The sequence below is a fragment of the Bradyrhizobium sp. 197 genome (assembly GCF_023073375.1).
Lineage (GTDB): Bacteria > Pseudomonadota > Alphaproteobacteria > Rhizobiales > Xanthobacteraceae > Bradyrhizobium.
In genome coordinates this window covers 16496-40991 of sequence record NZ_JADPJJ010000074.1, presented here as the reverse complement: position 1 = coordinate 40991, position 24496 = coordinate 16496, and the positions used below count along the sequence as shown (strand labels likewise).

Sequence of the window (24496 nt, the reverse complement as noted above, 5' to 3'; positions counted from 1 at the left end):
ATGTCCCACCCCATCATCCGCCCGGCCCGCGCGGACGAATACGACGAGATCGGCCGCGTCTGGATGGAGAGCTGGGTCTCGACCGGACTCGGCGAGACGAGCAACTTCCTGCTCGCGAACCTGCGTGCGCGCATCCGGCGCGAGATCGAGGGTGGCTGGAGCCTGTTCGCCGCCGACGACAACGGCACGATCGCCGCGATGCTGGCGCTGCATCTGCCAAAACTCTATCTCGACATGCTGTTCGTCGCGCCCGCCTATCAGGGCCAATCGCTCGGCCGCCAATTGCTCGCCTTCACGCGCACGCAAATGCCGGACGAGATGTATCTGCGCTGCGTCCGCGAAAACGAAAAAGCCTGGCGCTGGTACGAACGCGAAGGCTTTGTGTTCGAGAAGCAAGAGATCGAGCCGTCGAACGGGTTCATGATGAAGTATTATCGGTGGCGGCGGCAGCGGCCCGCTGGATAGACAGCGAGCTCTGGGTGCAGCTTGCGGGCAGCGCGACGCAGGTCTTCGACGTGCTGGAAGCCGCGCTCGCCAACGGGCCGTGGATTCTCGAGGAATTTTCGGCCGCCGACATCACGATCGGATCGGGCCTGAACTTTGCGGTGCGCCTGTTCAAGACGGTGCCGTCGCGCCCGGCCTTCGACGCCTGCCTCGCGCGCTGCACGGCAAGGCCGGCGTTCCAGCGCGCGGAGACGATCGCGGCGGGTTAATCAGGCATTGCAAGGTCGTCCGGCTTCGGCATCAGGACGATGTTGTAGCCGGAATCGACATAGTGGATCTCGCCGGTCACGCCGCCGGAGAGATCCGACAACAGATACAGCGCCGAGCCGCCGAGCTCGTCGAGCGTCACGCCGCGGCGAAGCGGCGAATGTTTTTGCATGAAGGCGAACATCGCGCGCGCCTCGCCGATGCCCGAGCCGGCAAGCGTGCGGATGGGGCCTGCGGAAATCGCGTTGACGCGGATGCCGCGCGGCCCGAAGTCGGAGGCGAGATAGCGCACCGAGGCTTCCAGCGCCGCCTTGGCCACGCCCATCACGTTGTAGTTCGGCATCGCGCGCATCGAGGCACCGAAGGTCAGCGTGATCATGCTGCCGCCCTCAGTCATCAGCTCGGCGGCGCGTTTTGCAATCTCCGTAAACGAGAAGCAGGAGATCACCATGGTGCGCGAAAAATTCTCGCGGCTGGTATCGGCGTAGCGGCCCTTGAGCTCGTTCTTGTCGGCGAATCCGATCGCGTGGATCACGAAATCCAGCCGGCCCCACTTTTCGCGCAAGGCCGTGAATGTGGCGTCGACGCTGGCAAGGTCCTCGACGTCGCAGGGCAGCACCATGTGGACGCCAAGCTGCTCCGCCAGCGGCTTGACACGCTTGCCCAGGGCCTCGCCCTGGAAGGTGAAGGCAAGCTCGGCGCCGTGGGCATGCAGCGTCTTCGCCATGCCCCAGGCGATCGAATGATCATTGGCAATGCCCATGATCAGACCGCGCTTGCCTTTCATCAATTCCTGCATCGTTTCGATCGCTTTCCACTTTCGTCATGCCCGGGCTCGTCCCCGGCATCCACGCCCTTCGAAGCCGGCGGCCAAGACGTGGATGGCCGGGACAAGCCCGGCCATGACGAGAAAATTACCAGCGCGTCCGCAAGGACCTCACGCATCCAGCCGGCTGAACACCAGCGTGGCGTTGGTGCCGCCGAAGCCGAAGGAGTTCGACAGCACGGTGCCGATCTTGACGTTGTCGATACGCTTGCGCACGATCGGCATGTCGGCGAATGCGGGATCGAGCTCCACAATGTGCGCGCTCTCGCAAATGAAGCCGTTGTTCATCATCAGCAGCGAATAGATCGCCTCCTGCACGCCGGTTGCGCCCAGGGAGTGGCCGGTCAGTGCCTTGGTCGCCGAGATCGGCGGGCACTTCTCGCCACTTCCGAACACCCTGCGGAGCGCGTCGATCTCCGGCGGATCGCCGGCCGGCGTCGAGGTCGCGTGCGGATTGATGTAGTCGACCTTGGTCTTCACGGTCGACATCGCCATGCGCATGCAACGCTCGGCGCCTTCACCTGACGGTGCGACCATGTCGTAGCCGTCGGACGTCGCGCCGTAGCCGACGATCTCGCCGTAAATGCGCGCGCCGCGCGCCTTGGCATGCTCGAGCTCTTCCAGCACCAGCACGCCGGCGCCGCCGGCAATCACGAAGCCGTCGCGGTTGATGTCGTAGGGACGTGAGGCCGTGGCGGGCGTGTCGTTGTACTTCGAAGACATCGCGCCCATGGCGTCGAACAGCACCGACAGCGACCAGTCCAGCTCCTCGCAGCCGCCGGCGAAGATGACGTCCTGCTTGCCGATCTGGATCGTCTCATAGGCGTTGCCGACGCAATGGTTCGACGTGGCGCAGGCCGACGAGATCGAATAGTTCACGCCCTTGATCTTGAACCAGGTCGCAAGCGTCGCGGAGGCGGTGGAGGACATCGCCTTCGGTACTGCAAACGGTCCGACGCGCTTCGGCCCCTTGGTGCGGGTGGTGTCGGCGGCCTCGACGATGGTGCGAGCGGACGGACCGCCGGAGCCCATGATGATGCCAGTGCGGATGTTGGACACTTCATCAGGCGACAGGCCGGAATCCTGGATCGCCTGCTCCATCGCGACGTGATTCCACGCCGCGCCCTGACCGAGGAAACGCATGGCGCGGCGGTCGACCACCGTCGAAGGATCGAGCGTCGGCGCACCTTGCACCTGCGAACGGAAGCCGAGCTCCGCGTATTTCTCAGCCCGCGAAATGCCCGACTTCGCCTCGTGAAGGCTTGCAAGCACTTCCTGGGTGTTGTTTCCGATGGAGGAGACAATGCCCATCCCGGTGACCACAACCCGCCTCATGACAGCCTCGCTTCAATCGTTGTCTTCGTGGTGATGCGCTCAGCCCAGGCTCGTGCCCTGCTTGAACAGGCCGACCTTCAAATCCTTCGCGCGATAGATAATCTGGTCATCGACCGAAAGCCATCCGTCGGCGATACCCAGCACCAGCTTTGAACGCATCACGCGCTTGATATCGATGTTGTACACAACCTTGCGGGCGTCCGGCAGCACCTGGCCGCTGAACTTCAGCTCGTTCAGGCCGAGCGCGCGGCCGCGACCTTCACCACCACTCCACCCCAGATAAAAGCCGACCAGTTGCCACAGCGCGTCGAGGCCGAGGCAGCCGGGCATCACCGGATCGTTCTTGAAGTGGCACCCGAAAAACCAGAGATCGGGCTTCACGTCGAGCTCGGCACGCACCACCCCCTTGCCGAATTCGCCGCCGGTCTCGCTGATGTCCGTAATACGGTCGAACATGAGCATCGGCGGCAGCGGCAGTTGGGCATTGCCCGGGCCGAACATCTCGCCGCGGGCACATGCCAGCAGATCTTCATATTCGTAGCCGTTGCGCCTGTTCAGCATGCGGAAGCCTCTGTGTTCTAACCCGATTGAGCGGCGTTTCCGGCAAAAATGGGCCCAGTCCTGCTCGAAAAGCAACGTCCGTTGCCATCGTCAAACGAGAATACGAAGGACCGGATGGATTGCGAGCGGCCCTCAATGCCTGGGCTGCGCCAAAATCGGTTAAGCGGAACCGCGGGCTCTCTAACACAGGCCATTTCGGGTGGCAAAGCGCTCTCATGAAGGTAAAATGACCGGGGCTCGGCCCGGTTCCTTGCCTGATTAGAACCACTCTAGTTGCGAGAAACTTGCATCTGCATCTATCTCTCCATATATGTTGAGGAAGATAGTGTTCACGCGTGCCCGAAGCTGGAAATGAGCGAAAATAACGCGCCCCATCACGACGAAGAGGCCCATGCGGCGGCTCTTATGTCCGGCCGCCAGCCGGCTTTGACCGGCTGCCCGTGGCACGACGTCAACGAAATGCTCCAATCCGCCGGGCTTCGTCCGACGCGCCAGCGCATGGCGCTGGGCTGGCTCCTGTTCGGCAAGGGTGCACGCCACCTCACGGCTGAAATGCTTTACGAGGAAGCGACACTGGCCAAGGTGCCGGTCTCGCTGGCGACCGTCTACAACACGCTGAACCAGCTCACCGATGCCGGTCTGCTCCGTCAGGTCAGCGTCGACGGCACCAAGACCTATTTCGACACCAACGTCACGACCCACCATCACTACTACCTCGAGAACAGCCATGAGCTGGTCGACATCGAGGATCCGCATCTGGCGCTGTCCAAGATGCCGGAGGTGCCCGCGGGTTACGAGATCGCCCGCATCGACATGGTCGTGCGGCTGCGCAAGAAGCGCTGAGATCAATCCTAAACTGCTGATTCAGTCGTCGTGGCCGGGCCTGTCCCGGCCGTCCACGTTTTTGGGCCAGATGCAAAGTCGTTGATGCCCACGAGGCAAGGGATTGGAGGCAAGGGATTGCCCCTGAGCCTCAGTTCACCTGCTCGTCCGAGTAGACGCCCCAGAGGCGCTCCTGCTGGATCCAGCCGTCAAAACCGTTGCCGAGGACGTGGCACCAGTTTGCGCTGCACTTCTTGACCTGTGTGACGACACCAACCTGAAGCTTGGCTGCAACCGCACTGTCGGGATCGGCGCGATCGTAGATCGGCGCGAGGTCGTCCTTGTGCTTCATGGTGACGACAGCGGTGCGGCGGCCCGACAGCAGCGAGTGATAGACCCAGCCCTCGGCACCCTCGGAATCGCGCACCCGGCGCCAGTTCTCGAACTCCGCGGTGATTTCGACCGGCAGGCCGGAGCGGGTATAGACCCAGGCGACGTCATTGTCCTTGGTGGGACCGGCGCGGACGTTGACGTGATCCGATTTGAGGCTGACGTAGCGCGGCACCGGGAGGCCCGAGGCTGTCTGGGGTGTGTTGTCCTTCGCCGAATGCCCGGGGCTGACCGAAGCGCTCAACCAGGTGCAAACGAGCGCCATCACCGAACAAAAACGCCCCAACGCCATCAACCCGTCTCCTGTCGAAGCTCCGGCCGAGCCGGGCCCTCACCCACAATTCCAATACCGTGCCGCACTAGCCCCGACCCGCCCCACGCGGGTGTTCCCGAGCCCTTTGCCCGTGGTTCTTGTCTTGGCCCGGCCTTCTGCTAGAGAGGACGGACGTCTGAACAACCAGTTTGCCCCGATTTTCCGGCCGGAAATATCGGGAGAGCTTGAAGGAAACGCCGGGGACGACACGGCAAAGGCAGTGTCGAACAACCGGGTTAATGAGGCCTCAACGGCCGGCCTTTGGTGACAGAGGTGGCCCGCGACGCCTCATGAGGGCAGAACATGTCTGTGAAGAAAAAGCCCCTCGTCGTGGTGACGCGCAAGCTTCCGGACTCGATCGAGACCCGGATGCGCGAACTGTTCGACGCGCGGATCAATCTCGACGACGCGCCGATGTCGGCCGACCAGATCGCGGAAGCCGCGCGCACCGCCGACGTGCTGGTTCCGACCGTTACCGATCACATCTCCGCCGACATCGTCAATCAGCCCGACTGCAAGCTGAAACTGATCGCGAATTTCGGCAACGGCGTCGACAACATCGACGTCGAGGCCGCGCACGCCCGCGGCATCACCGTCACCAACACACCAAAAGTCCTGACCGAAGACACCGCCGACATGACCATGGCGCTGATCCTCGCCGTGCCGCGGCGGATGATCGAAGGCGCCTCGATCCTGACGGAAGGAAAACCTTGGCCCGGCTGGTCGCCGACCTGGATGCTCGGTCATCGCATCGGGGGAAAGCGCCTCGGCATCATCGGCATGGGCCGCATCGGCCAGGCGGTCGCGCGCCGCGCCCGCGCCTTCGGCTTACAGATCCACTATCACAACCGCCGGCCCGTGGCGCCGAAGATCGCCGAAGAGCTGGGCGCGACCTATTGGGAAAGCCTCGACCAGATGCTGGCGCGGATGGACATCATCTCGGTGAACTGTCCGCACACGCCGGCGACCTACCATCTGCTCTCGGCGCGCCGGCTGAAGCTGATCCGCAAGGACGCCTACATCGTCAACACCGCGCGCGGCGGGGTCACCGACGAGGACACGCTGATCAAGCTGATCGAAGGCGGCGAGATCGGCGGCGCGGGCCTCGACGTCTACGAGCACGAGCCCGCGGTCAACCCGAAGTTGGTGCGGCTCGCCAAGGCCGGCAAGGTGACGCTGCTGCCGCATATGGGCTCGGCCACCATCGAAGGCCGCGTCGAGATGGGCGAGAAGGTGATCATCAACATCCGCACCTTCCTCGACGCCCACAAGCCGCCGGATCGCGTGCTGCCGAGCATGCTCTGAGGGTTCAGTGTCTCAGCGCGTTTCGCGCTTGCGCCAGTCTGCTGTGAAATCGATGAAGGCGCGCAGCGCCGGCGGCGTTTGGCGCCGGCTTGGATAATAGAGAAACGGTCCGGGAAACGGTTCGCACCAATCCTGGAGCAGGCTGACCAGCGCGCCGGATTTCACGGCGTCATGGACGTAGCCATCGAGCGTCGCCCACACACCTACGCCGTCGAGCGTAGCGCGCATCGCGAGGCCCATATTGGTCGAGATCAGCTTGGCCGGCGGATCTACCTTCACCAACTGACCGGCCTTCTCGAACTCCAGATCATGCATGACGCCGCTCGAGTAGCGGGCGCGGATGCAATCATGGTCGAGCAGGTCCTTCGGATGCCTGGGTATGCCGCGGCGCGCGACGTAATCGGGCGATGCGACGACGACATAGTTCTGCGGGCCGCTCAGCGGGATCGCCACCATGTCCTGCGCGAGATGCTCGCCGTAGCGCACGCCGGCATCGAAGCCGGCGCTGACGATGTCGACGAACCCGCTTTCGGACACGACGTCGAGATCGACCTGCGGATACGCCCCCAGGAACGGCCCGACCATCGGCGCCAGCACGAGGTCGACCGCCGGGGGCGGTGCGTTGATGCGCAGGCGGCCCGAGGCCACCTCGCGCAGGCCCCGCACCTGATCCAGGGCGTCGCCGACATCGCGCAAGGCGGGCGCCACGCGCGATAGCAGCAGCTCGCCCGCCTCGGTCAGGGCGACGCTGCGGGTGGTGCGGTTCATCAGGCGGACGCCGAGGCGCTCCTCCAGGTCCCGAAGCCGCTGGCTAAGGCTCGACACCGACACGCGAATTTCGACCGCCGCGCGCCGGAAATTGCGGGTGCGGGCGACCGCCACGAAGACGTCGAGATCACGCAGGTCGGGCTCGGCCATTGTTCGCCAGAATGAACAAGCTATTCTCGATTGTCCAGCTTATCGGCGTAATCGATCAGGCGCATATCAGGCCTCATCACCCGGCGCAGTCAGCGCCTTTTCGAGGAGAGCCATTATGGAACAGCGCAAACTCGGTTCACCCGGCCCCACCGTTTCCGCCCTCGGTCTCGGCTGCATGGGCATGTCCGAGGTCTACGGCCCCGCCGATCGCGGCGAGAGCATCGCCACGATCCACGCGGCTCTCGATGCCGGCATCACGCTGCTGGATACCGGCGACTTTTACGCCATGGGCCACAATGAAATGCTGGTCCGCGAGGCGCTGAAAGACGTTCCGCGCGAGAAAGTGCAGATCAGCGTCAAGTTCGGCGCGTTGCGCGGCCCCGCCGGCGAATTCGCCGGGATCGACTCGCGGCCGGCCGCAACGAAGAACTTCCTTGCCTATTCGCTGCAGCGGCTCGGCACCGACTACATCGACGTCTACCGTCCGGCGCGGCTCGATCCCAACATCCCGATCGAGGAGACCATCGGCGGCATCGCCGAGCTCGTGAAGGCCGGCTACATCAAACATATCGGCCTGTCCGAGGTTGGCTCCGACACCATCCGCCGCGCGCACGCCGTGCATCCGATCGCCGATCTCCAGATCGAATATTCGCTGATCGAACGCGGCATCGAGCGCGACATCCTGACGACCTGCCGCGAGCTCGGCATCGGAATCACCGCCTACGGCGTGCTGGCGCGCGGCCTGATCAGCGGCCATTGGTCGAAGGATTCCGGCAAGACCGGCAAGGACTACCGGCTGATGAGCCCGCGCTTCCAGGGCGCGAACCTCGATGCCAATCTCGCGCTGGCCGAGCAGCTGCGCGCCATCGCCGCCGAGATCGGAGCGACGCCGGCGCAGGTCGCGATCGCCTGGGTGGCGGCGCAAGGCAAGCAGATCGTGCCGCTGGTCGGCGCCCGCACCCGCAACCGTCTCAGCGAAGCACTCGGCGCGGCCAAGGTCACGCTGACGCCGGGTCATCTTGCGGCGTTGGCAAAAGCTTTCCCGCCGGATGTAGCTTCCGGCACGCGCTATACGGCGGAGCAGATGGCGCACCTCGACAGCGAGAAGCCGGCCACGATTTAACGGCTGCGATCAGGTGCGATGGGTGCTGAGGTCAGTGATCACAGGCCCATCGCCGTTGAGCGGATTGGCCGGATCGCGCCCATAGCGCAACGTCTCGAAGCGCATCGCGCGCGCGTCGATCATCAGGAGGCGGCCGACCAGGCCGTCGCCGAAGCCGACGATCTCGCGGATCGCCTCCAGCGCCATCATCGATCCCATCACGCCCGCAAGCGCGCCCATCACGCCGGCTTCGGCGCAGGCCGGCACCGTACCCGGCGGGGGCGCCTCCGGAAACAGACAGCGATAGGTCGGGTTGAACTCGCCGTCGTCGTTTTTCTCATGCGCGCGGATGGTGGTGAGCGAGCCGTCGAAGGTCCCGAGCGCGGCGGTGATCAGCGGTCTCTTCGCGAAGAAGCAGGCGTCCGAGGCCAGATAGCGCGTCGAGAAATTATCGGAGCCGTCGAGCACGAGGTCGTAGTCGCCGATCAAGCCGAGCGCGTTGTCCGCGTTGAGCCAGGTGGCGTGGCCGACGAAGCGGACGTGCGGATTGAGCGCGGTGATTCGCTCGGCCGCGCTCTCGACTTTGTGCCGGCCGATATCGGGCGTGGTGTGAATGACCTGGCGCTGGAGGTTGGAGAGCGACACCACATCGTCGTCGACCACGCCGAGCGTGCCGATCCCTGCCGCAGCCAGATACATCAGGGCCGGTGCACCGAGCCCGCCGGCGCCGATCACCAGCACGGAGGCCCGCTTCAGCGCAGCCTGGCCGGGACCGCCGACATCGCGCAGCACGATATGGCGGGCATAACGTTCGAGTTCGTCCGGGCTCAGCATCGTCGTCCTTCGTTCTCTCAACCCTCATGGTGAGGAGCGCGGAACGCGCGTCTCGAACCATGAAGGCCCCGATATCGCCCGGAGCCATCCTTCGAGATGCGGCCTTGAGGCCGCTCCTCAGGATGAGGGCCTGTGTCCGTGGGCTCTATCGCGGCCTGAACCACCCCGAGATTGTTCGCGACCAACGAGATGTGCTTCAATGGCATTGCGTTCAATGGGCTGGCTGGATTTGTCATGAGATCGATGCTTGCGGCAACACTGATGTTTGCGGCTGCGACAGGCGCGAACGCCCAGATGACGACGCCGCCGATCCCCGGCACCAGGCCGAAGCCGGTCCAGACCATTCCGATCCGCCCGCCCGCACTGCAGACGCCATCGGAGACGGCTGATGCCATGGCGCAGGCGGAGCGGCTGTCGCTGCAGTCCGACCTCGCCTGGGTCGGCCGGTACAACGGCGCCATCACCGGCGACGTCAGCGCGCGCATGGTCGATGCCATCAAGGAATACCAGAAGCTCAAGGGCAGCAAGCCGACCGGCGTGCTCAATCCGCAGGAGCGCGCGGCGCTCGCCGAAGCCGCGCGCCGGAAGCAGGACAACGTCGGCTGGAAGATCGTAACCGAGATGACCAGCGGCGCGCGGCTCGGCATTCCCTCGAAACTGGTGCCGCAGCAGGCGACCGACGCCAACGGCTCGAAATGGACCTCGCCGACCGGCACGGTGCAGGTGCTGCTCGGCCGCCGCAAGGAGGCGAACCCGACCACAGCCAAGCTTGCCGAAGCGGAGAAGAAGGAGCTGGGTCGCAAGATCGACTACACCGTGGTGAAGCCCGACTTCTTCGTGCTGTCTGGTTTGCAGGGCCTGAAGAAATTCTATTTGCGCGGCACCTCCAGGGGCGACGAGGTCCGCATCATGACGATCCTCTACGATCAGGCGACCGAGAACACGGTCGAGCCGGTCGTGATCGCGATGTCGAGCGCGTTCAATGCATTCCCGTCAGGACCACAGGCCGGGCCGCCGCCGCGCAAGACCGTCGAATATGGCACCGGCATCGTCGTCAGCGACGATGGCGCGATCATTACCGACCGCCTCGTCACTGATAGCTGCCTCGCGATCACGATCGCGGGCTATGGCAGCGCCGACCGTCTCGCTGAGGACAAGGAACACGATCTCGCGCTGCTGCACGTCTACGGCGCGCGCGGACTGAAGCCGTTCAGCCTCTCCGCCGGCGCGGCGAAGACGAGTGTCGATATCATCGGTATCGCTGATCCACAGAGCCAGGGCGGAGCGGCCGGTGCGTCGAGCCTCAAGGCCGCGCTGGCATCTGTCGGTGGCGGCGATTCCGCGCTCTCACCGCCGCCGGCGGTTGGCTTTTCCGGCAGCGCCGCCATCGACGGCGACGGCAATTTCGCCGGCATCGCGCTGTTGAAATCTGCGATCGTTGCGGGCCCCGCGACATCGGTGCCGGCGTCGCAGGCGGTGATGGTCTCCGCGGAGACGGTGCGCGATTTTCTGAAGGCGAACGGCGTTGCTGCGAATGGCACGTCGACGGATGCGAAGGCCGCGGTCGTGCGCGTGATATGCGTGCGGAAGTAAGCGAGCGCTGCGCTCCCGCTCCCGCAAGCGGGAGAGGTGACCGAGTCCTCGGCCAGCGCACCATCAAATCAGCTCAGCCTGAATCTGATCCCGCTCTTCGCGAGACCACCCGAGATCCCCACCGGCGTGCCGTCCGCGCGCCAGCAGGCGGCGCCGGTCATGGTGCCGTCGTCGTGGAAGGCGATGCCGTTCATGCCGCCGGCGACCGTCGCAACTGGCTGGACCTTGTGGCCGAGGCTTTCGAGCTTGGCGCGCACGGCTTCCGGCACCTTCTGCTCGACCTCGAGCGCATTGCCCTCGGTCCAGACGCGGGGCGCCTCGACCGCCTCCTGCAGGCTCATGCCGTGGTCGATCAGATTGACCAGCGCCTGCATCGCGCTCGGAAAGATGCGTTTTCCCCCGGGCAGACCCAACGCGTAACGCAACTTGCCCTCGCGCAAGGCCATCATCGGCGACATCGAGGTCGTCACCCGCTTGCCCGGCGCCAGCGACAGGGCGCGGCCTGGCCGCGGATCGAACAGGTTCATGTAGTTGTTGGCGATGGCGCCGAGGCCCGGGATCATGATCTTGGCACCGAACAGATTGTTGATGGTCTGCGTGGTTGCGACCACGTTGCCGAAGGCATCCGCCGCGGTCATGTGCGTGGTGTGAGCGCCTTCAAGCTGCGACACGCCGGCGCCCCAGGTCTGCGCCCGCGCCGGATCAATCGCACCGCGGCGCTCCTCGGCGTACGCCTTCGAGGTCAGCCGGTCCACGGGCACCCCGACATAATCAGGATCGCCGCTGGCCGCGGCGCGATCGGCGAAGGCGATCTTCAGGACTTCCGCGAGATAGTGGATCGTCTCCGGCGTGCCGAAGCCAAGGCTGCCGATGTCGTATCCTTCCAGAATGTTCAGCATCTGCGCGATATGCACGCCGGAGGCCGCGGGCGGCGGCGGGCCAAAGATGGTCCAGCCGCGATAATCGGCGCGGATCGGCTGCCGCTCGACGGTCTTGTAGCTGGTGAGATCGTTGCGCCGGATGAAGCCGCCGGCCTTTTCCATGTAGTCGATCAGGATGTCGCCGAGCGGCCCCTCGTAGAGCGCGGTCTCGCCGTGATCGGCGATGTAGCGGAGCGTCTCGGCATATTCTGATTGCACCACGCGCTCACCGACCTTCAACGGCTCTCCACCAGGCAGGTAAATCGCCGCGATCGGCTTGTCCTTGCGCATCTCGACGGCGCTCTCGCTGACGCATTCATGCAGATAGGGCGTCGCCGCAAAGCCGCGCGCGGCGTGCTTGATCGCGGGCTGCATGACGTCGGCAAGACTCATCGTGCCGAACCGGCGCAGCGTCTCGCACCAGGCTTTCAGCGAACCCGGTGTAGCGACCGCCTTTGGGCCGTTGAGGTTTTCATTGCCGACGGTGTCGAACACGTCATGCGCCGAGCCCGGCATGGAGGTGTAGCTGGTGTCGCGCACCGCCGCGGGCACGGTGCTCTGCCCGTCGATGAAGCGGTGGCTGCCGTCGGCCAGCCGGATGTGCGCCATGCCACCGCCGATGATGCCGACCATCATCGGCTCGACCACGGTCAGCGTGAACAGGGTCGCGATTGCGGCGTCGATGGCGTTGCCGCCCGCGGCCAGCATCTCCGCGCCGGCGCTGGAGGCCAGTGGATGGTTGCTGACCACCATGCCGCGGCTCGATACCGCAGGCATCTTCTGGCACTCAAAATTCGTCGCCGTCCGGTCGCGCCAGTTTCCGCTCATGCCGCTTGTCCTTTTATTCACGGCGGTAAGCACAGCACACGTACCACTACTGGTCCAGTAATCGTACGGATTCGCTGGCATTCCCGATTCCGCCATCATCGTTACTGCTGATTCGGACCTCCGCGATCCCCTTTGGATCGGGCCGGCACGTCCTGAGCGAGAAGAGCTCAGCATCGAGATCGATGCACGTTCGCGTGGCGTTTCCCTGACCCAAGCACTCCAAAGGATTGATCTTCAATGCACACGATCGTACTGGCCACCCAAAAGGGTGGCAGCGGCAAGAGCACGCTCGCCATCGGCCTCGCCCTCGCAGCCAAGCAGGCCGGCTTCACCGTCCGCCTGATCGAGACCGACCCGCAGGGCACTTTGTCCAACTGGCAGCGCCGCCGCACTGCCGATGATCTCGTTGTCGAGCCGATCTATCACGCCGCCGACATCGAGCCGCGTCTGAAGATGCTGGCCGACAGCGGCCTCCAGCTCGCAATCGTCGACACCGCGGCCGGCCTCAGCGCCGCGACCACCGCCGCGATCCGCCATTCCGACCTCTGCCTGATCCCGGCCCGCCCGAGCGTCGCCGATATCGAGGCGACCGCCTCGACGCTGAGCGTCGCGCGCGCCTGGAAACGGCCTTACAGCTTCGTGCTGAACCAGACCCCGATCCGCGGCCAGCGCATCGACAACGCGGCCAACACGCTCGCCGAGGAAGCCGCCCTCGATCTCACCGAGGTGCTCGCACGCCCGCTGATCGTGATGCGCAATGATCATCAGGACTCGCTCGCCAGCGGCCTTGCGGTCAGCGAATTCGCGCCGAACGGCAAGTCGACCGAGGAGATCCGCGGCCTCTGGGATTGGATCGAGACCCGGCTCGAGCTCGCCGCTACGACCAATGTTCTGATCGACCAGTTCATCTCGACCGCGGACGGCATGCTGCACCCGGCTGCAGAGCTTGCGTCAGACGAATCCACGACACTGACGTCCTGAGCGAGGCGATTGCTCAGACGCCAGCCGGCCCTTCGCCATCCGGAAGACCCCAGCGACGAAGCAATCCGGCCACCAGCCCGGCCGGATTGCTTCGCTGCGCTCGCAATGACGCTCGTGGTGAATTTGTCACCCTTGCAGAAACTCACGGTCTCGCGGCCGCGGGCTTGATCGTTACTTCTGACATTTCGAGCACCAGAAGGTCGAGCGGCCGTTCTGCGTAAAACGCTTCACCGTGCCGCCGCAGCGCGGCGTCGTGCATTTCTCGTCTTCGCGATCGTAGACCTTGAACGAATGCTGGAAATAGCCGAGCTCGCCCGAGGTCTGGCGATGGTCGCGCAGTGACGATCCGCCGGCCTTGATGGCGTCGTTCAGCACGGTGTGGATCGCGCCTACCAATCTCTTTGCATGGTCGGTCGGCTCGTCCTTTTTCGTGGCGAGCGTCGCAGCAATCCGGCGCGGCGACAGATGCGAGCGATGCAGGGCTTCGCAGACATAAATGTTGCCGAGCCCCGCGACTACGCGCTGGTCGAGCAGCGCCACCTTCAAGTTGGTCTTTTTCCCCGCGCAGGACTGCGCCAGCATCGCCGCGTCGAATTCGTTGCCGAGCGGCTCAGGACCGAGCCCACGGAGCAGCGGCTCCTCGTCCAGCGCGCTGCGCGCGATCACTTTCATGTAACCGAAGCGGCGCGGGTCGTTGAAGATGATGTCGGCGCCCGAGGACATCCGAAACAGCACGTGGTCGTGCGTGGAGTCCTTGGCCCGCGGATAGTGAAACTCGCCGGGCGCAGCCTCGTTGTCCCGCTTGATGACGCGAAACGAGCCCGACATGCCCAGATGCATCAGCAGCACGTCGCCGGAGGCGAGATCGGCCATGAGATATTTTGCACGGCGCCCGAGCCCGGTGACGACCTGCCCCTTCAGCCGGGCCACGAAATCCGGCTGGAACGGAAAGCGCAGATCGGGCCTGCGGGCCTCCGCAACGAGGATTTTTGCACCTTCCATGACGGGCTGAAGGCCGCGGCGGACGGTCTCGACTTCGGGCAATTCAGGCATGGTCAGGCATTCACCTTATCAGGGCGGTGTGATAGCGCCATTGCGGCGGGCGCGCTATGGTCCGTCTCGTGGAGTAGAGTAATGGATCGGCCGGGCGAAACCACGCATTTTGGCTTCAGGGACGTTCCCCTGGGGGACAAGCAGACGCTGGTGAACGATGTGTTTCACAGCGTGGCGTCGCGCTATGATTTGATGAACGATTTGATGTCCGGCGGCCTGCACCGGGTCTGGAAGGACATCATGATCAACGCGCTCAACCCGCCCAAGGGCGACCGGCCGTTCGCACTGCTCGACGTTGCCGGCGGCACCGGCGACATCTCGTTCCGCGCCGCCAAGGCCGCAGGCCCCGGCTTCCATGCCACCGTCTGCGACATCAATTCCGGGATGCTGGAGGTGGGCCGCGAGCGCGCCGCGAAGCGGCATCTCGAGACCCAGGTCGATTTCGTCGAAGGCAATGCCGAGGCGCTCGCCTTCGCCGACCGCAGCTTCGACGCATATACGATCGCTTTCGGCATTCGCAACGTGCCGCGGATCGATCTCGCGCTGGCCGAGGCCTATCGCGTGCTCAAGCCAGGCAGCCGCTTCCTCTGCCTGGAATTCTCCACCGTCGAGATGCCCGGGCTCGATCGCCTTTACGACCTGTTCTCGTTCAAGGTGATCCCGCCGCTCGGCCGCATGATCACGGGTGACGCCGAGTCCTACCAATATCTGGTCGAGTCGATCCGCAAGTTTCCAAGACCCAACGCCTTCGCAGACATGATCCGCGACGCCGGCTTCGCCCGCGTGAATTGGCAGACATTGTCCGGCGGCATCGTCGCGCTGCATTCGGGCTGGCGTTTGTGATTTCTGCCGTCACCCACATTGCGCGCCTGATCCGCGCCGCGTTCGTCTTTGCGCGCGAGGGCGTGTTCGGCTCAGTCGATCCGAGCTTGGTGCCGGCGCCCGGGCAGCTCGCGCTGAAAATTGCACGCCTCATCGAGCGGCGCGGCCCGAAGCACGGCCCGCGGCTGACCCGCGCGCTAACCCGGATGGGCCCGGCCTATCTCAAGCTCGGACAATTTTTGGCAACACGCCCCGACGTCGTCGGCGTCGTCATGGCGCTCGACCTCGAAAGCCTGCAGGATCGCCTGCCGCCGTTCTCGCAAGCCGAAGCGGAAGCTGCGATCGCAACCTCGCTGGAACGGCCGCTGACGGATGTGTTCGCGAGCCTCAGTCCGCCGGTCGCGGCTGCCTCGATCGCGCAGGTTCATCGCGGCGAAGTTTTGCGCGACGGCGTCCGCAAGGCCGTCGCAGTGAAGGTGCTGCGACCCAACGTGGCCGCCCGCTTCCGCCGCGACCTCTCCGACTTCTTCTTCGTCGCGCACAAGGCCGAAGCCTATTCGTCCGAGGCGCGGCGCCTGCGCCTGATTGAGGTCATCAACACCATGTCGCGCTCGGTCGCGATGGAGATGGATCTGCGGCTCGAGGCTGCCGCGCTGTCGGAAATGGCGGAGAACACGCGCGACGATCCTGATTTCCGTGTGCCGACCGTTGACTGGGACCGCACCACGCACAACGTGCTGACGATGGAGTGGATCGACGGCATTGCGTTGAACGACCACAAACGCCTCAAAGAAGCGCAGGTCGACCTGCCCGATCTCGGCCGCAAGGTGATCCAGAGTTTCCTGCGCCACGCGTTGCGCGACGGCTTCTTCCACGCCGACATGCATCCGGGCAATCTGTTCCTGGATGACGCCGGCCGTCTCGTCGCGGTCGATTTCGGCATCATGGGCCGGCTCGGCATGAAGGAGCGGCGCTTCCTCGCCGAAATCCTGCTCGGCTTCATCACCCGCGACTATCGCCGCGTCGCCGAGGTGCATTTCGAAGCGGGCTACGTGCCCGCGCATCACTCGGTCGAGAATTTTGCGCAAGCGATCCGCGCCATTGGCGAGCCGATTCACAATCGCACCGCCGAAGAGATCTCGATGGCGCGGCTGCTGACGCTGCTGCTCGAAGTCACCGGCATGTTCGACATGAAGACGCGGCCCGAGCTGATCTTGCTTCAGAAGACCATGGTGGTGGTCGAGGGTGTGGCGCGCGGCTTCAATCCCAAGCTCGACATCTGGAAAGTCGCCGACCCCGTGGTGCGCGAATGGATCGAGCGCAATCTCGGGCCGATCGGCCGGGTCCAGGGCGCACTTTCCGGCACCGGCGATCTCGCCCGCATCCTGATGCGTCTGCCTGACATCGCCGCGCGCTCGGTCGCGGTGCTCGAACAGTTGGAGACCATGACGCGGGAAGGCATCCGGCTGTCGCCGGAGAGCATCGCGGCGATGGGCCGCAGCGAGGGCCGCAAGAACCGCTGGCGCACCGTGGCGCTCTGGATCATCGCGGCGACCTTCATCGGCATCCTGATCGCCGTCCGGAATCTATGATTGCAGTGCAATCATACGACTGATAGCATCGCTATCATTTTTCGCCGGAGAGTGCCATGGCAAGCCTGACCATCCGCAAGCTCGACGAGAACGTCAAAACCTTCCTCCGCCTGCGTTCGGCCAGGAACCGCAGGTCGGTCGAGGAAGAGGTCCGGGTCATTCTCGGGGAGCTGATCGAGGGGCGCGAGGAGCCGCTGACGCCGTTCACGGCGCCGCCCGCGGCCTCCGCCACCCCCATCCCCCAGCGCCCCGGTGCCCTTCCCGAGGCCGGCGTTACCCTGATCATCGGCGGCGGGATCGCGGCCTACAAATCGCTCGACCTGATCCGAAGGCTCAAGGAGCGGCGGATCGAGGTGCGCTGCGTGCTGACCAAGGCGGCGCAGCAATTCGTCACGCCGCTGGCCGTGAGTGCGCTCTCGCATGAGCGCGTCTACACCGACCTGTTCGATCCCCAGAGCGAGTTCGACGCCGGTCATATCCGCCTCGCGCGCGAGTGCGACCTGATCGTGGTGGCGCCCGCCACCGCCGATTTGATGGCCAAGATGGCGAACGGCCACGCCGACGACCTCGCCAGCGCCATCCTGCTCGCGACCAACCGCAAGGTGCTGCTGGCACCGGCGATGAATCCGCTGATGTGGAATAACGCGGCGACGCGGCGCAATGTCGCGCAGCTCCAGCGCGACGGCGTGGTGCTGATCGGGCCGAATTCCGGCGAGATGGCCGAAGCCGGCGAGGCCGGGATCGGCCGCATGTCCGAGGCGATCGAGATCGCGACCGCCGCCGAGCGCCTGCTGCGGCCGCCGGTGCCGCGCCCGCTCGCCGGCAAGCGCGTGCTGATCACGGCAGGTCCGACTCACGAGCCGATCGACCCGGTGCGCTACATCGCCAACCGCTCCTCCGGCAAGCAGGGCTTTGCCATCGCCGCCGCCGCACAGGCCGCAGGCGCCGAGGTGATTTTGGTGAGCGGACCGGTCGATCTCGGCGATCCCCGGGGCGTGACGGTCAAGCACGTGGAATCGGCGCGGCAGATGCTGGAGCAGGTGCAGGCCGCGCTTCCCGCCGACATTGCGATCTTCGCCGCGGCCGTCGCCGACTGGCGGGTCGCCAATGAAGGCGAGCAGAAGCTGAAGAAGAGTTCGGCCGGGATGCCGCCGCTCCAGCTGGTCGAGAACCCCGACATCCTCGCGACCATCTCCAAGCTGACCGACAAGCGTCCGCCACTGGTGATCGGCTTTGCGGCCGAGACCGAGCACCTCATCGACAACGCCAAGTCGAAGCTTGCCCGCAAGGGCTGCGACTGGATCGTCGCCAACGACGTCTCCCCCGCAACCGGGGTGATGGGCGGAGACCGCAACACCGTTCACCTCATCAGCCGCAAGAACGATGAGAAGGATGGTGAGATTGCAGTTGATTCCTGGCCCGCGATGACCAAGGAACAGGTCGCCATCGAACTGGTCGCGCATGTCGCAAAGAGCGTGACCGGCAAATCCCGGGAGCCGGCATCTTGAGCACGAAAGTCACGGTCGAACTGCAACGCCTGCCCCATGCGGAGAGCCTGCCGCTGCCGGCCTATCAGACCAACGATGCCGCCGGTCTCGACCTGATGGCAGCGGTGTCGGACAGCGAGCCGATGACGCTCGCGGCCGGCCAATACGCGCTGGTGCCGACGGGCCTCGCGATCGCACTGCCGCCCGGGTACGAGGCGCAGGTGCGGCCGCGCTCGGGGCTTGCGGCCAAGCACGGCGTCACCGTGCTGAACTCGCCGGGCACGATCGATGCGGACTATCGCGGCGAGATCAAGGTGATCCTGATCAATCACGGCCAGGCCGCCTTCGTGATCAAGCGCGGCGAGCGCATCGCGCAGATGGTGATCGCGCCAATGGTGCAGGCCGCGCTGGTTCCCGTGGCCGAATTGTCATCGACCGACCGCGGCGCCGGCGGCTTCGGCTCGACCGGCCGCTGACGCGCGGCACATCCAGCCGAATCATCCCGAAGATTTACGTGGCTGGAACAGCGCGGCCGGCATTTTTGTGGGACCGGCTTTGCGTTCACGATCTGGACTCTTACCGGTGGAGTCACGGTGAGGGTATTGTCGTTTGATTCGCGCGCGACGGGGGTCGCCGCGTGCAAATTCGTGCGGTTCTTGGGGCAACTATGTCAGGCGTGATCGTGTCGATGCGTCGGACGCTGCTGTCGTGCACATCGCTGGTGCGCAACGGCGTCTTGGGAAGCGCTCTCGCGGCGCTGCTGCCGGCTGCGCCGGCTGAGGCCGCCGATCTCGTCGACACACTCTCAACATTGCTGGATTTCAACCGGCAGGAACTCGCGGTGCTGGCCACTGCGCTGGCTTTGCTAGGCTTCTCGGTGGTCGCCGCGATTCTCCTGATGCGCACGCGTGTGCGCACGGCGAGGAACGAGGCGCGGCTGCGCGCCCGAATCGGGGAACTCCAGCTCCAGGCCGACCGCTTCGGCGCGCTGCTGTTCGCCGAGCCGCAAATTTTGATCTCCTGGCCGGCCGGCGACAATCGCGCCCAGATTTCCGGCGACATCTCCATGGTGTTGCCGCGCGACTCCTCCCCGCAGCGCCTGCTCGCATTTGGAACCTGGTTGCCGCCGGAGCCGGCGCTCCAGATGGATCACGCGGTCGACGCGCTGCGGGACCGTGGCGACGGGTTCCAGCTGACGCTGACCACCGCGCATGGCCACACGCTCGAGGCCATCGGCCGCGCCATCGGCGGCCAGGCCATCGTCAGGATTCGCGAACTCTCAGGGCTGCGCCGCGATCTGGCCGAGACCAATTTGCGCTACAAGGCGCTGTCGGACGAAACCGAGATGCTGCGCGGCTTCGCCGCCGCCGCACCCTGGCCGATCTGGGCCAAAAGTGAGAACGGCGCGCTGACCTACGCCAACCCCGCCTATGTCCGTGCGACCGAAGCGGCCACCATCGCCGACGCCCAGGCGCGCAAGCTCGAGCTGCTCGACAGCGCCGACCGCACGGCGATGGAGCGGGGACTGAAGGAGGCGGCCAATTTCACCTCGCGGCTGCCGATCGTGATCAGCGGCGAGCGGCGCATCTATGACGTCCGCGCCGTCAATGTCGGCCGCGGCAATGTCGGCGTTGCCATCGATGCCAGCGAGGCGGATGCGCTGAGCTCGGCGCTGGTACGGATGGCGGAGGCGCATCGCCGCACGCTCGACCAGCTTTCCTCCGGCGTTGCCGTGTTCGACGGCCAGCGCCGGCTCGCTTTCTACAACGATTCCTACCGCCGGCTGTGGGACCTCGATCGCACCTTCCTCGACGCCAACCCCGATGATTCCAGCGTGCTTGACCAACTCCGCGCCGGGCGCAAGCTGCCGGAGCAGCCGGACTTCCGCGCCTGGAAGGTCGAGCTGCACGAGGCCTACCGCGCGGTCGAGACCGCCAAGGACACCTGGTACCTGCCCGACGGCCGCGCACTCTCCGTCGTCACCACGCCGAATCCGGAAGGCGGCGTCACCTATCTGTTCGACGACGTCACCGAGAGCCTCGAGCTCGCCCGCCGCTTCGACGGCATGATCCGCGTCCAGCGCGAGACGCTGGACAGCCTCGCCGAGGGCGTCGCGGTGTTCGGCAGCAACGGCAGGGCGCAGCTGTTCAACCCGGCCTTCGTCCGGATGTGGAAGCTGTCGAGCGACGCCATGCGCGACGAGCCGCACATCCAGACCGTCGAAGGCTGGTGCCATCAGCTGTTCGACGACGCTATCGTCTGGCGGCAGATCCGCGAGGCCGTCACCTCGATCGAGAGCCGCGCCGACGTTCCGCTGAAGCTGGAGCGCAAGGACGGCAGCGTGCTCGACGGCATGATCCGGCCGCTGCACGACGGCGCGACCATGCTGACGTTCCAGGACATCACCGATACCGAGAATGTCGAGCGCGCGCTGCGCGAGCGCAACGAGGCGCTGGAGGCCGCCGACCAGATGAAGGTGGATTTCGTCCACCACGTCTCCTACGAGCTGCGCTCGCCGCTTACCACCATCATCGGCTTCGCGCATTTCCTCAGCGATCCCTCGACCGGGCCGCTGACGCCGAAGCAGGCCGAATATCTCGACTACGTCACCAAATCGACCAATGCCCTGCTGGCGCTGACCAACAACATCCTGGATCTCGCCACCATCGACGCCGGCGCCATGAAGCTGGAACTCGGCCCGGTCGACGTCAGCAAGACCATCGAGCTCGCCGCCGAGGGTATTCAGGACCGGCTCGCCACCGACCGCATCCGTCTCAAGGTCGAGATCGCGCCCGACGTCGGCAGCTTCACCGGCGACGAGAAGCGCGTGGTGCAGGTGCTCTATAACCTCCTCGCCAACGCCGTCGGGTTTTCTCCACAGGATTCCGCCGTCGGCATCAGCGCCCGCCGCACCGAACGCAGCGTGGTCTTCACTGTGACAGATTCCGGGCCTGGAATACCTGCCGACATGAAGGACAAGGTGTTCAACTGGTTTGAAAGCCGATCGCAGGGCTCGCGTCACCGCGGCGCCGGGCTTGGCCTGTCGCTGGTGCGCTCCTTCGTCGAGCTGCACGGCGGCAAGATCCGGGTAGATTCGATCGTGGGCAGGGGCACGGTCGTAATCTGCGACTTCCCGACCGAGCAGGCGGCGCATCGCGACGCCGCCGAATGACTGAACCAACCACATTCTCCGTCGCGCTTCACAACGAGACGGCGACTGCGCACCTGATGGCCGACCTCGCGCTGCTGGTCGGCTCCGGCGACGTCATCACGCTCACCGGCGATCTCGGTGCCGGCAAGACCGCGGCGGCGCGGGCCATGATCCGCTATCTCGCCGGCGACGAGGCGCTGGAAGTGCCGAGCCCGACCTTCACGCTGGTGCAGGGCTACGAGCTGCCGCCATTCCCGGTGATGCATGCCGACCTCTACCGCGTCGAGGACGAGAGCGAGCTCGAAGAGATCGGGCTGTCGCCGCTGCCGGAAGCGACCCTCGTCCTGATCGAATGGCCGGAGCGCGCCCCGTCGGCGATGCCTCAAGACCGCATCGACATCGCGCTGACGCACCGGCCGGCGCTGGGCTCGAGCGCACGCGCCGCCGACATTACCGGCTATGGTAAGGCCGCCGCCACCGTCGCGCGATTGAAGGCGCTACGCGAATTCCTCGATGCATCCGGCTACATGGATGCGACGCGCAAGCGCATGCCGGGCGACGCCTCGACGCGCTCGTATGCACGGCTGCTGCGCGACGACGCGATCGTCATCCTCATGAACTCTCCGCAGCGCCCGGATGGCGCTGCGGTCTACAACGGAAAATCCTACAGCGCCGCGGTGCACCTCGCCGAAAATATAAAACCCTTCGTTGCCATCGGCGAAGGTCTGCGCGCACATGGCATCTCGGCACCTGCGATCCATCATTCGGACCTCGACCAGGGATTCCTGATCAGCGAAGACTTTGGCAGCGAAGGCGTGATCGAGGGCGATCCGCCGCGCCCGATCGCCGAGCGCTACGAAGCCGCGGCCGATTTGCTGGCCGTGCTGCACGGCGAGACGCTGCCGGAAAAATTGCCGCTCGATGGGCAGACCTACGCCATTCCTGTCTTCGATACCGAGGCGCTGCTGATTGAAATCGGGTTGATGCCGGAATGGTACCTGCCCGACCGCAACGCACCGCTGGACGACGCGAAGCGCACCGAATTTTTCGCGATCTGGCGCGAGCTGCTGAAGAAGCCGCTGGCGGCGCCGAAGACGTGGATCATCCGCGACTATCACTCGCCGAACCTGATCTGGCTCGGGAATCGCACCGGCATCGAACGCGTCGGCGTGATCGATTTCCAGGACACCGTGCTGGGGCCGCAATCCTACGACGTGGTGTCGCTGCTCCAGGACGCCCGCATCGATGTGCCCGAGGCAATCGAGCTGACGCTGCTGTCGCGCTACATCAAGGCGCGCCGCGCGAACGACGCAAGCTTCGACGCGGCCGGCTTCGCTGAGCTCTACGCCATCATGTCGGCGCAGCGGAACACGCGTCTGCTCGGCACCTTCGCCCGCCTCAACCGCCGCGACGGCAAGCCGCATTATCTGCGTCACCAACCGCGGATCTGGACCTATCTCCAGCGCTCCCTGGCGCATCCCGCGCTCGCCCATCTGCGCGACTGGTATGTCGCCAACGTCCCACCGCCCCAACGGCCGGTCCAAGGCTGACAAGGCCGACAAGGCAGATTAGGGGCCCGATTTACCGGCTGTTAGCCAAGATACCGGTAATCTGGCGGTGGGGCAGCCGGATAGTTGCGGGGCCGGAGCAGGGCAGATGGCGGTGAAGACGGACCAGCGCGGCAACAGCCGGGTTGTTTTCGAGCGCGGGATCGCGGCCCAGATGATGGGTATCGACGGCACCTGGCGGCGCGACTGCAGCATGGAGGACGTCTCCGAGAGCGGCGCCAAGCTGACCATCGACGGCTCGGTCGAAGGCCTGCATCTGAAGGAGTTTTTTCTGCTGCTGTCGTCTACCGGACTTGCGTACCGGCGCTGTGAGCTCGCCTGGGTCAATGGCGACCAGATCGGTGTCAATTTTCTCAAGCTTGGCGACAAGAAGAAAAAGGCGCGTTCCACATCCGTCCGGGCGTAACGGCAACACCCGTCGTACAAGCGTCACGGCAGGTGGTTAAGGCGATTAAGACGCGGTGCGGTCGGTCAAGCCTCGTGTTAGGATTGCTGCGAACGCGAAATCAATAGGTCTGAGAAAGCGAAGGATGTCCGTCAAGCCGACCAAAGCCATGGTGCTCGCCGCAGGGTTCGGCCTGCGCATGCGTCCGTTGACGGATAAGATGCCGAAGCCGCTGGTGCCGGTGGCCGGCCAGCCGCTGCTCGACCACGTGCTCGACAAGCTCGGCCAGGCCGGCGTGAGCGAGGCGGTGGTCAACGTACACTATCTGCCGGACCAGATCATCAATCACACCGCGTCCCGCCAGCATCCGCGCGTGACCATCTCGGATGAGCGCGACCAGGTGCTCGGCACCGGCGGCGGCGTGGTCAGGGCGTTGCCATTGCTCGGCGATGCGCCGTTCTTCCATGTCAATTCCGATACGCTGTGGATCGACGGCGTGCGCTCCAATCTGGCGCGGCTTGCCGAAAACTTCGATCTCGCGCGGATGGACATCCTGCTGCTGATGGCGCCGACGGCGACCAGCATCGGCTATAGCGGCCGCGGCGATTACGGCATGCTGGCCGACGGCGCCCTGCGCAAGCGCAAGGAAAAAGAGGTCGTTCCGTTCGTCTATGCCGGCGCGGCGATCTTGTCGCCCTCGATCTTCGCCGATGCTCCGACAGGCGAGTTCTCGCTGACTAAAATGTTTGACCGCGCCAACGAGCAGGAGCGGCTGTTCGGCCTCCGCCTCGACGGCGTCTGGATGCATGTCGGCACGCCCGACGCCGTGCACGCCGCGGAAGAGGCGTTTCTGGAGAGCGTGGCGTAGGGTCTCTCTTGTCCCGGACGCGGTGCGGCGCGAAGTGCCGCTCCGCAGAGCCGGGACCCACAGCCACAGCCGTGATGACGTAGCCTGCGCCCCGGTCGCGAGCGGCGAAGCCGTCAAACAGCGGGGACTAT

The 24496-nt window shown here is 65.2% G+C and carries 22 protein-coding genes and 1 pseudogene; 15 read left to right on the top strand and 8 right to left on the bottom strand.

What is annotated here, in order from left to right; translation table 11 throughout:
- Together IVB27_RS17020 and IVB27_RS17015 are read left to right on the top strand one after the other, a co-directional pair.
- Positions 1-465, top strand: coding sequence for a GNAT family N-acetyltransferase (locus IVB27_RS17020; RefSeq protein WP_247444558.1), 465 nt, complete (start codon positions 1-3; stop codon positions 463-465).
- Between the two features lie 26 nt (positions 466-491).
- A pseudogene (locus IVB27_RS17015) lies at positions 492-713 on the top strand (glutathione S-transferase family protein); the annotation flags it as partial.
- Here IVB27_RS17015 and fabI read toward each other — a convergent pair.
- The 3 genes from fabI to fabA all read right to left on the bottom strand — a co-directional run bounded on the left by fabI (position 710) and on the right by fabA (position 3433).
- Positions 710-1510, bottom strand: a complete 801-nt coding sequence (gene fabI, locus IVB27_RS17010) for an enoyl-ACP reductase FabI (RefSeq protein ID WP_247444557.1) — start codon at positions 1508-1510, stop codon at positions 710-712. The pseudogene IVB27_RS17015 and the gene fabI overlap by 4 nt on opposite strands.
- A 138-nt stretch (positions 1511-1648) precedes the next feature.
- Positions 1649-2872: a beta-ketoacyl-ACP synthase I gene (gene fabB / locus IVB27_RS17005; RefSeq protein WP_247444556.1), complete on the bottom strand. Its 1224-nt coding sequence runs from the start codon at positions 2870-2872 to the stop codon at positions 1649-1651.
- 39 nt (positions 2873-2911) lie between these two features.
- Positions 2912-3433, bottom strand: a complete 522-nt coding sequence (gene fabA, locus IVB27_RS17000; protein ID WP_247444555.1) for a bifunctional 3-hydroxydecanoyl-ACP dehydratase/trans-2-decenoyl-ACP isomerase — start codon at positions 3431-3433, stop codon at positions 2912-2914.
- Positions 3434-3784: 351 nt separating this feature from the next.
- On the opposite strand from fabA, the gene irrA reads away from it, so the two are divergent.
- Complete coding sequence (gene irrA / locus IVB27_RS16995; protein ID WP_276001300.1) at positions 3785-4276, top strand: iron response transcriptional regulator IrrA; 492 nt, start codon at positions 3785-3787, stop codon at positions 4274-4276.
- A gap of 130 nt (positions 4277-4406) precedes the next feature.
- On the opposite strand, the gene IVB27_RS16990 is transcribed toward irrA, so the two are convergent.
- Positions 4407-4937, bottom strand: coding sequence for an SH3 domain-containing protein (locus IVB27_RS16990; RefSeq protein ID WP_247444554.1), 531 nt, complete (start codon positions 4935-4937; stop codon positions 4407-4409).
- Positions 4938-5261: 324 nt separating this feature from the next.
- Between IVB27_RS16990 and IVB27_RS16985 the strand changes: the two genes are divergently transcribed.
- Positions 5262-6263, top strand: coding sequence for a 2-hydroxyacid dehydrogenase (locus IVB27_RS16985; RefSeq protein WP_247352833.1), 1002 nt, complete (start codon positions 5262-5264; stop codon positions 6261-6263).
- 12 nt (positions 6264-6275) lie between these two features.
- On the opposite strand, the gene IVB27_RS16980 is transcribed toward IVB27_RS16985, so the two are convergent.
- Entirely contained in the window at positions 6276-7181 is a 906-nt protein-coding gene (locus IVB27_RS16980; protein ID WP_247444553.1) for a LysR family transcriptional regulator, read from the bottom strand.
- Between the two features lie 115 nt (positions 7182-7296).
- Between IVB27_RS16980 and IVB27_RS16975 the strand changes: the two genes are divergently transcribed.
- On the top strand, positions 7297-8304 hold the full coding sequence (locus tag IVB27_RS16975) for an aldo/keto reductase (RefSeq protein WP_247444552.1): 1008 nt from the start codon (positions 7297-7299) through the stop codon (positions 8302-8304).
- A gap of 9 nt (positions 8305-8313) precedes the next feature.
- Here the strand turns inward: IVB27_RS16975 and IVB27_RS16970 are convergent, their stop codons facing one another.
- Positions 8314-9117 carry a HesA/MoeB/ThiF family protein gene (locus IVB27_RS16970; RefSeq protein WP_247444551.1) on the bottom strand — a complete coding sequence of 268 codons (804 nt, stop codon included), beginning with the start codon at positions 9115-9117 and terminating at the stop codon, positions 8314-8316.
- A gap of 234 nt (positions 9118-9351) precedes the next feature.
- On the opposite strand from IVB27_RS16970, the gene IVB27_RS16965 reads away from it, so the two are divergent.
- On the top strand, positions 9352-10710 hold the full coding sequence (locus IVB27_RS16965; protein WP_247444550.1) for a serine protease: 1359 nt from the start codon (positions 9352-9354) through the stop codon (positions 10708-10710).
- A 68-nt stretch (positions 10711-10778) separates the two neighbouring features.
- On the opposite strand, the gene ggt is transcribed toward IVB27_RS16965, so the two are convergent.
- Positions 10779-12458 (bottom strand): gamma-glutamyltransferase, encoded by a 1680-nt coding sequence (gene ggt, locus IVB27_RS16960; RefSeq protein ID WP_247444549.1) that lies wholly within the window; start codon positions 12456-12458, stop codon positions 10779-10781.
- A 237-nt stretch (positions 12459-12695) separates the two neighbouring features.
- Here ggt and IVB27_RS16955 point away from each other — a divergent pair, with 237 nt between their 5' ends.
- Positions 12696-13439, top strand: coding sequence for a nucleotide-binding protein (locus IVB27_RS16955; RefSeq protein ID WP_247444548.1), 744 nt, complete (start codon positions 12696-12698; stop codon positions 13437-13439).
- 171 nt (positions 13440-13610) lie between these two features.
- On the opposite strand, the gene mutM is transcribed toward IVB27_RS16955, so the two are convergent.
- On the bottom strand, positions 13611-14492 hold the full coding sequence (mutM, locus tag IVB27_RS16950) for a bifunctional DNA-formamidopyrimidine glycosylase/DNA-(apurinic or apyrimidinic site) lyase (RefSeq protein ID WP_247444547.1): 882 nt from the start codon (positions 14490-14492) through the stop codon (positions 13611-13613).
- Positions 14493-14573: 81 nt separating this feature from the next.
- On the opposite strand from mutM, the gene ubiE reads away from it, so the two are divergent.
- The 8 genes from ubiE (at position 14574) to IVB27_RS16910 (ending at position 24365) form a co-directional block, all read left to right on the top strand.
- Positions 14574-15335 (top strand): bifunctional demethylmenaquinone methyltransferase/2-methoxy-6-polyprenyl-1,4-benzoquinol methylase UbiE, encoded by a 762-nt coding sequence (gene ubiE / locus IVB27_RS16945; protein WP_247444546.1) that lies wholly within the window; start codon positions 14574-14576, stop codon positions 15333-15335.
- On the top strand, positions 15332-16906 hold the full coding sequence (gene ubiB / locus IVB27_RS16940; protein WP_247352817.1) for a 2-polyprenylphenol 6-hydroxylase: 1575 nt from the start codon (positions 15332-15334) through the stop codon (positions 16904-16906). The genes ubiE and ubiB overlap by 4 nt, the downstream gene beginning before the upstream one ends.
- A gap of 56 nt (positions 16907-16962) precedes the next feature.
- The gene (gene coaBC, locus IVB27_RS16935; RefSeq protein ID WP_247444545.1) at positions 16963-18414 is read left to right on the top strand and encodes a bifunctional phosphopantothenoylcysteine decarboxylase/phosphopantothenate--cysteine ligase CoaBC; all 1452 of its coding nucleotides are present in this window, start codon (positions 16963-16965) and stop codon (positions 18412-18414) included.
- On the top strand, positions 18411-18869 hold the full coding sequence (gene dut / locus IVB27_RS16930) for a dUTP diphosphatase (RefSeq protein WP_247444544.1): 459 nt from the start codon (positions 18411-18413) through the stop codon (positions 18867-18869). The genes coaBC and dut overlap by 4 nt, the downstream gene beginning before the upstream one ends.
- A gap of 191 nt (positions 18870-19060) precedes the next feature.
- Complete coding sequence (locus IVB27_RS16925; RefSeq protein ID WP_247352812.1) at positions 19061-21565, top strand: sensor histidine kinase; 2505 nt, start codon at positions 19061-19063, stop codon at positions 21563-21565.
- Entirely contained in the window at positions 21562-23094 is a 1533-nt protein-coding gene (gene tsaE, locus IVB27_RS16920) for a tRNA (adenosine(37)-N6)-threonylcarbamoyltransferase complex ATPase subunit type 1 TsaE (RefSeq protein ID WP_247444543.1), read from the top strand. The genes IVB27_RS16925 and tsaE overlap by 4 nt, the downstream gene beginning before the upstream one ends.
- A gap of 106 nt (positions 23095-23200) precedes the next feature.
- Complete coding sequence (locus tag IVB27_RS16915) at positions 23201-23518, top strand: PilZ domain-containing protein (protein WP_247352808.1); 318 nt, start codon at positions 23201-23203, stop codon at positions 23516-23518.
- A 124-nt stretch (positions 23519-23642) separates the two neighbouring features.
- Entirely contained in the window at positions 23643-24365 is a 723-nt protein-coding gene (locus tag IVB27_RS16910; protein ID WP_247352806.1) for a nucleotidyltransferase family protein, read from the top strand.
- Positions 24366-24496: the final 131 nt, after the last annotated feature.

Excerpts from the sequence above, each read along its gene's own strand:
- ubiE (WP_247444546.1), top strand. The coding sequence starts at position 14,574 with ATGGATCGGCCGGGCGAAACCACGCATTTTGGCTTCAGGGACGTTCCC.
- IVB27_RS16910 (WP_247352806.1), top strand. The coding sequence starts at position 23,643 with ATGTCCGTCAAGCCGACCAAAGCCATGGTGCTCGCCGCAGGGTTCGGC.
- IVB27_RS17020 (WP_247444558.1), top strand. The coding sequence starts at position 1 with ATGTCCCACCCCATCATCCGCCCGGCCCGCGCGGACGAATACGACGAG.
- IVB27_RS16925 (WP_247352812.1), top strand. The coding sequence starts at position 19,061 with ATGTCAGGCGTGATCGTGTCGATGCGTCGGACGCTGCTGTCGTGCACA.
- IVB27_RS16980 (WP_247444553.1), bottom strand. The coding sequence starts at position 7,181 with ATGGCCGAGCCCGACCTGCGTGATCTCGACGTCTTCGTGGCGGTCGCC.
- IVB27_RS16990 (WP_247444554.1), bottom strand. The coding sequence starts at position 4,937 with ATGGCGTTGGGGCGTTTTTGTTCGGTGATGGCGCTCGTTTGCACCTGG.
- tsaE (WP_247444543.1), top strand. The coding sequence starts at position 21,562 with ATGACTGAACCAACCACATTCTCCGTCGCGCTTCACAACGAGACGGCG.
- mutM (WP_247444547.1), bottom strand. The coding sequence starts at position 14,492 with ATGCCTGAATTGCCCGAAGTCGAGACCGTCCGCCGCGGCCTTCAGCCC.
- IVB27_RS16965 (WP_247444550.1), top strand. The coding sequence starts at position 9,352 with ATGAGATCGATGCTTGCGGCAACACTGATGTTTGCGGCTGCGACAGGC.
- IVB27_RS16975 (WP_247444552.1), top strand. The coding sequence starts at position 7,297 with ATGGAACAGCGCAAACTCGGTTCACCCGGCCCCACCGTTTCCGCCCTC.
- IVB27_RS16970 (WP_247444551.1), bottom strand. The coding sequence starts at position 9,117 with ATGCTGAGCCCGGACGAACTCGAACGTTATGCCCGCCATATCGTGCTG.
- fabA (WP_247444555.1), bottom strand. The coding sequence starts at position 3,433 with ATGCTGAACAGGCGCAACGGCTACGAATATGAAGATCTGCTGGCATGT.
- coaBC (WP_247444545.1), top strand. The coding sequence starts at position 16,963 with ATGGCAAGCCTGACCATCCGCAAGCTCGACGAGAACGTCAAAACCTTC.
- IVB27_RS16915 (WP_247352808.1), top strand. The coding sequence starts at position 23,201 with ATGGCGGTGAAGACGGACCAGCGCGGCAACAGCCGGGTTGTTTTCGAG.
- ggt (WP_247444549.1), bottom strand. The coding sequence starts at position 12,458 with ATGAGCGGAAACTGGCGCGACCGGACGGCGACGAATTTTGAGTGCCAG.
- irrA (WP_276001300.1), top strand. The coding sequence starts at position 3,785 with ATGAGCGAAAATAACGCGCCCCATCACGACGAAGAGGCCCATGCGGCG.
- fabB (WP_247444556.1), bottom strand. The coding sequence starts at position 2,872 with ATGAGGCGGGTTGTGGTCACCGGGATGGGCATTGTCTCCTCCATCGGA.
- IVB27_RS16985 (WP_247352833.1), top strand. The coding sequence starts at position 5,262 with ATGTCTGTGAAGAAAAAGCCCCTCGTCGTGGTGACGCGCAAGCTTCCG.
- fabI (WP_247444557.1), bottom strand. The coding sequence starts at position 1,510 with ATGCAGGAATTGATGAAAGGCAAGCGCGGTCTGATCATGGGCATTGCC.
- IVB27_RS16955 (WP_247444548.1), top strand. The coding sequence starts at position 12,696 with ATGCACACGATCGTACTGGCCACCCAAAAGGGTGGCAGCGGCAAGAGC.